A 6044-nucleotide genomic window follows, 5' to 3' on the forward strand; every position below is an offset into this window, starting at 1 on the left:
GGCCAATCAGTATCTTTCCCAAGTGTTCGTGAAAGGCATCGCCGACAGGTTATTCATGTTCCTTGGGCCCGACAGCATCTGGGATAGCTCGAGAGCGCCGGATGGGAAACATATCATCGGCATTGAGGAATTCTCAGCGCCTACAAGGTTCTTCACAGCGAGCAGGTGGCAGGAATTGCGGAATGAGTTTGAAGAAGTCGTCGTTAAAGAATGGCAACTATACGCCCCAAACATGACAAGGGACAACATCATAGCATTTCACACCAATACTCCCTACGACACTGAGCTTGCCCACCCTAATATGCACGAGGGCTCCATCGCCGGCGGGGACATGATCGTTTCTCAGATGGACCGATTCAGACCAGTTCCCGAGTTATCCGGTTACAGGACCCCCGTGAAGAACTTCTATCTCTGCTCATCGGCGACGCATAACGGAGTGGGGACGGGCAGAGGATGCTCTTGGAACTGTCTTAAGGTGATCCGCGAGGACCTTGGTTTGAAAGGTTAAGAGACTTTTGAGGACGCGGAATGTCTTATGAGATCATGCAACCGCAGAACACACAGCAGGACGCAGAAAAGGAATCGGTTCCGCGGTTATAGATGGTTCTGACAAAAACCACGTCTTCAGAAGGGAAGGAATATGAGATTGAAAGACAGAGTAGTCATTGTTACCGGCGCAGCTCAGGGACTGGGAAAGGCGTTCAGCGTGGCCCTGGCGAAGGAAGGCGCCAGGATAATGGCGGCCGATATTGCCGGCTGCGAGAGGACCGTCGACGAGGTAGAAACGTCGGGCGGTGTGGCTACAACGATGCGGGCAGACGTATCGAGTCCGGAAGAGACCCAAATGATGGCGGAAGAGACCGTCAGAATCTTTGGCAGGATAGACGTCCTGGTAAACTGCGCTGCTTTTCTAACAGGACTGAAAAGAAAACCCTTCTTTGAAATTGACCCTGCTGAATGGGACAGAGTGATGGCGGTAAACGTAAAAGGCCCCTGGCTCTGCACAAGTGCGGTGTTTCCCCATATGAAGTCACAGGGGAAAGGAAAGATCATCAACTTCACTTCAGAGACTTTTTTCACAGGCTCACCAGGCTTTGTCCATTATGTAAGCTCCAAGGGTGGCATTATAGGGTTGACGCGAAGCCTTGCCGTTGAACTCGGTCCTTACAACATCAACATGAATGCGATTGCACCTGGGTTCACCGATACTGAGGGAGGCCGTGCTGTGGGTGATATCACGAAATATGATGTAAGCCGCACCCCCATGGGCCGGCTGGAGCAGCCCCATGATCTGTTTGGAGCCGTGATCTTCCTTTCCTCCGATGACAGTGATTTCGTCACCGGACAAACCATCCTGGTTGACGGAGGAAGGGTCTTGCATTAAGGATGAGACACAGTGTGCGTACCGTGAGAATGGGAGCGGCCTCATTTAGCCAGAAGTTGTTTGGAGAGGCGGCCGCCAATTACCAGAGTAAATAGTAAAATTAGCAGTCCGCGTCCTTGGATCATGTCAGCAAAGATAATGTAGGCAAGGACAAAAAATACGATCATATGGAAAGGTTGGAGGTAACGATGGCTAAATTGCTGTGGGAACCAAGCGAAGAGAGAAAAAGAAATGCGAACATAACAAGGTTCATGGAGTTCGTAACCCAGCGGTACGGAAAAAATCTTCGTACCTACGCGGAGCTTTATGCATGGTCGATAGAGTATATCCCTGAGTTCTATGGCGCCATGTGGGATTTCATGGGCATTAAAACGTCCAAGAGCTACGAAAAAGTCGTAGATGACGTGAACAAATTTCCGGGGGCAAAATGGTTTACGGGGGCACGGTTAAATTTCGCAGAGAATCTTTTGAGATATAGAGATGATCGCACTGCCTTTATATTCAAAGCAGAATCAGAGAAATCGTTCAAAATGACATATGCGGAGCTGTACGATCAGGTAGCGCGCCTCGCAAAACCTCTTAAGGAGATGGGCGTTAAACCTGGAGACCGTGTAGTCGCCTATATGCCGAACGTGGTAGAGACGGTGGTCGCTATGCTCGCTGCTACTAGTCTTGGCGCCATATGGTCGTCCTGTGGCCTGGAGCTTGGGCCAAAAGCAGTGCTGGACCGCTTCACCCAAATTGAACCAAAGGTGCTGTTTGCGGGGAACGGCTACATGTACAAAGGAAAGACCTTCAACACTCTATTGAATGTGGCAGAGGTCGTACAGGGATTGCCCTCGCTTGAGAAAGTCATCATGATGCCGTATGCGGCCGAATCAGCGGCTTCCGGTGGCGTGCCGAACGCGATTTATCTTAATGATCTTTTATCGAAAGAACGCGGATTAGAAATCCAGTTTGAGCAACTGCCTTCCGACCATCCGGCAGAAATCTTATTTTCCTCCGGAACGACCGGCAGGCCCAAATGTATTGTGCACGGCATTGCGGCAACGCTTATGGCTCATTTAAAGGGGCATATAATTCATTATGATTTAAAGCCCAGCGATACTGCGCTCTTTATAGCAAGCCCTACCTGGATGGTATGGAATGTACAGGCAAGCTGCCTGGGCGTTGGCTGTACGGTGGTATTGTACGACGGTAATCCTTTCTATCCCGATGCGGGGGCACTCTGGAAGATCATACAGGATGAAAGAGTGACGTTCCTGGGGTGCAGCGCTGCATTCCTTGACGCACTAAAGTCTCAGGGGTTTAAGCCAAAAGAACAGTACGATCTATCGTCATTGCAGGGAATATTTCAGACAGGGTCAGCCCTTTCTGTCGAAGGATTTGAATACGTGTACAAGGCAATCAAAGATGATGTCTATTTTGATTCGGGTCTGGGTGGCACAGATGTCCAAACCGGACTCATTGAGGGAAGCCCAATACAATCTGTGTATGCCGGCGAGATGATGGGGCCTTCGTTGGGGATGAAGATAAACGTGTATGACGAGAATGGCAAACCTGTCGTTGACAAGCAAGGAGAACTAGTATGCGAAAAACCCTTTCCCTCCGTTCCTCTTTATTTTTGGGGTGACCGGGATGGAGAGAAGTTTAAGGAAGCATATTTCAACGTCTATCCGAATATATGGCGCCACGGCGATTATGCCATGATCCATAGTGATACCGGTGGAATAACTGCCTTTGGTCGCTCCGATTCAGTTCTAAAACCATCCGGTGTTCGCATAGGGGCCCTTGAAGTATACAATGTCGTAGGTAAATTGCCTGAGATTGCGGATAGTCTGGTCGTGGGGCAGAACTGGCAGGGAGATCAACGTATTATACTGTTTGTTAAGTTGGCGAAGGGATACGAACTAACAAAGGAGCTAAAGGGAAAGATAAACAATGCCCTCCGCACAGAGGCTTCGCCTCGACACGTGCCTGCAAAGATTTTTGAAGTGCCTGATATTCCTTATACCGTAAACATGAAAAAGGTCGAGAGTGCGGTCAGCAACATAGTTAACGGCAGACCGGTTACGAACCGCGACGTCTTGAGTAATCCTGATGCATTAACGCACTATGAGAAAATCACTAAAGAAGAGCTTCAATCCTAGATATGGAAGTCGCTTTTAGCAAACCCGTAGACCCTGTTGCTTAACTAACCACCTGCTGAGCGCTCCGTTAGGGATTTCCTGATCAGTTCTTGATGCGGGTGACACTGCACAGACCGGGCAATTCCTAGCAGACCATAACCTGCGAACAACAAACCCATATCTACAGTCGCGGTCATTGTGTCCCACATTTCGCACTTTTCCGTAAGGGTAAATCGGTATTTTCTTTTTCACGTTTCACCACCTGCACCACGGAACCACCCCAGTTACTGCATATTAAGACAAAATAGGTAAGTCTGTCAATAATTATCTTGACAGACAGACTCCATGGTGCTATAGTAGAACCTGGAGGTGCATCATGGAACTTACCGAGTGGGCAAAGCTCCAGGAAGAGCTTCTCAAGGCGCAGTTGGGGGTTGTCCGCGGCTATCTCAAGAACGAGGAACCGGGAGAGCATGAGCGGAAGGTTCCGCAGGGTCAGCGTATGTCACAGATGCGTATGATTACAGACATACTCACATCGAGCCGCGCACCCCTGCACGTGACCGAGATCATCCACCAGGCGAAGAAGCGGTTCGGGGTGACGCTGGATAGGGAATCGATGGTCTCGGCCTTGAGCAAGAAAGTGAAAAAGGGCGTGACCTTTGTCCGTACCGACCCCAATACCTTCGGCCTGAAGGGGCGCTGAAGCGATACCGGTGGAGAGCTTCGCCCTCTGTCATCTGCCCATTGTGAAGGAGTATGCCTCGCGTATAGGGCTGGTGGAACGTGTTAACCGGATGCTCGCAAGCCGCATGCACGTCGGCCCCGGGAAGGTGCTTCTCGGGCTGGTGATGAACCTCCTCTCCGGGCGGTCACCGCTCTACCGTGTGGAAGAGTTCTTCCGTAGCCGGGACGTGGCGCTCCTCCTCGGAGAGGATATGACCGCAGGGGTTTTGAGCGACGACACCATCGGGCGGGTGCTGGACCGCATCTACGCATACGGCACCTGGAAGATCTTCTCCGAGGTTTGCTTAGAGGCATTTCGGAACTTCCACGTTGACGCATCCGTGGTGCACCAGGACACGACCTCCGTCAGCGTATGGGGTGAGTACCGACCCGCACCCGGCGACCCCATCCATATCACCAACGGGTTCAGCAAGGACAAACGCCCGGACCTCAAGCAGTTTGTCCTCTCCCTGCTCTGCGTGGAGGGCAACCTCCCCTTTCACGCGGGGATCCTGGACGGGAATGCGTCGGACAAGACAACCAACGGGAGGGTCCTCACCGAGCTCCCCCGCATCATGGCACGCCACGGGTTACCGGCGTTCATCTACGTGGCCGATAGCGCCCTGATCACCAACGATAACCTTGCCCTCATGACGGAGGGCGTGGATTTCATCGCCCGACTGCCGGAGAACTTCGGCGCCTGCGGCAGACTCATCAGCGCTGCCGTTGCCTCTGGTTCCTGGCAAGATGTGGGACGCCTTACGCACCGGAACGTCAAGGGCAAGGAGGTGGCCGCCCGTTACCGTCTCAAGGAGGAGAGCCTCCACCTTTACGGGAGGACCTATCGGGCAGTCGTGGTCCACTCCGATGTCCATGACCGGCGGCGGCAGAAGCGTATCGACAGCGCTATCCGCAAAGACGCATCCCTCGTGAAGGCTACGGCCAGCACGCTCACCCGGAAGGAGTTCTTCTGCCTCCCTGATGCCCAGGCGGCGGCAGAAGCTCTTAAGGATGGTGCTCTGCACCGGGTCTCCTCTTCGATTGAGAGCCGCTCCGTGTATGGCCGGGGCCGGCCGAGTAAGAGCGGGATCCGACCCGTGAAGGGCATCCGCTACCGGGTGCTGGCAGCGGTGAGCGAGAACAGGACAGCCGTTGATAAGCTCAGGGAGGAGGCCGGCTGTTTTGTCCTTCTGACCACCGTGCCCGTGGGAAAAAAACGAGGACGTGACATCCTTAGGATCTACAAGGAGCAGGACGGGATCGAGCGAAACTTTGCCTTTCTCAAGGATCCGCTCGTCGCCAACGACGTGTTCCTCAAGAAGCCGCACCGCATCGAGGCCATGGGGCTGGTGCTCGTGCTCTCGCTGCTCCTTTGGCGCCTCATGGAGCGGACCATGAGAAGGAAAGCCAGGGAGGACAAGATCACACTCCAGGGTTGGAATAATACGGATACGACAAGACCCACGTCCTTCATGATGGTATCGAAATTCTCACCCGTCTTCGTGGGGATGAAGGAGGGCCGGCGGTTCCTCTTTGCCCCGCTTGACCCGGTGCAACGCGCCTACCTTACGGCACTCGACATTCACCCTGCAGTTTTCACGGAGGTGAACCCGAGAGCTGACAGGAGCCGTTCCCGATCCCCTTAACGAGGTGCTGAAAAATACCCAATTCAATGCGCAGAAAAGTGCGAAATGTGGGCTTTAGAAGCGAAAATCGTGTCCTACCAGGCAGGGCCGACTTGACGGCGTATCAGCCCTGAAACGCCGTGTCGTGTTGACTTTAGCTCCTTACGCCGCTAGGATGCT

5 protein-coding genes are annotated in these 6044 nt (G+C 53.0%); all 5 read left to right on the plus strand.

Annotated elements, in window-relative coordinates; genetic code table 11:
• Positions 1–508 (plus strand): hypothetical protein (locus VMT62_14580; protein HVN97652.1); only part of this gene is annotated, 508 nt, incomplete at its 5' end.
• 132 nt (positions 509–640) lie between these two features.
• Positions 641–1384: a 3-oxoacyl-ACP reductase family protein gene (locus tag VMT62_14585; GenBank protein HVN97653.1), complete on the plus strand. Its 744-nt coding sequence runs from the start codon at positions 641–643 to the stop codon at positions 1382–1384.
• Between the two features lie 188 nt (positions 1385–1572).
• Positions 1573–3534, plus strand: coding sequence for an acetoacetate--CoA ligase (locus VMT62_14590; GenBank protein ID HVN97654.1), 1962 nt, complete (start codon positions 1573–1575; stop codon positions 3532–3534).
• A 355-nt stretch (positions 3535–3889) separates the two neighbouring features.
• Positions 3890–4219 (plus strand): hypothetical protein, encoded by a 330-nt coding sequence (locus tag VMT62_14595; protein ID HVN97655.1) that lies wholly within the window; start codon positions 3890–3892, stop codon positions 4217–4219.
• Positions 4220–4229: 10 nt separating this feature from the next.
• Positions 4230–5885, plus strand: coding sequence for an IS1634 family transposase (locus tag VMT62_14600; GenBank protein ID HVN97656.1), 1656 nt, complete (start codon positions 4230–4232; stop codon positions 5883–5885).
• The last annotated feature ends 159 nt before the right edge of the window (positions 5886–6044 follow it).

It is taken from the genome of Syntrophorhabdaceae bacterium (assembly GCA_035541755.1).
GTDB lineage: Bacteria > Desulfobacterota > Syntrophorhabdia > Syntrophorhabdales > Syntrophorhabdaceae > PNOF01.

What these genes read in the sequence shown, in the direction of transcription:
- VMT62_14585 (HVN97653.1), top strand. Translation starts at nt 641, where the DNA reads ATGAGATTGAAAGACAGAGTAGTCATTGTTACCGGCGCAGCTCAGGGA.
- VMT62_14590 (HVN97654.1), top strand. Translation starts at nt 1,573, where the DNA reads ATGGCTAAATTGCTGTGGGAACCAAGCGAAGAGAGAAAAAGAAATGCG.
- VMT62_14595 (HVN97655.1), top strand. Translation starts at nt 3,890, where the DNA reads ATGGAACTTACCGAGTGGGCAAAGCTCCAGGAAGAGCTTCTCAAGGCG.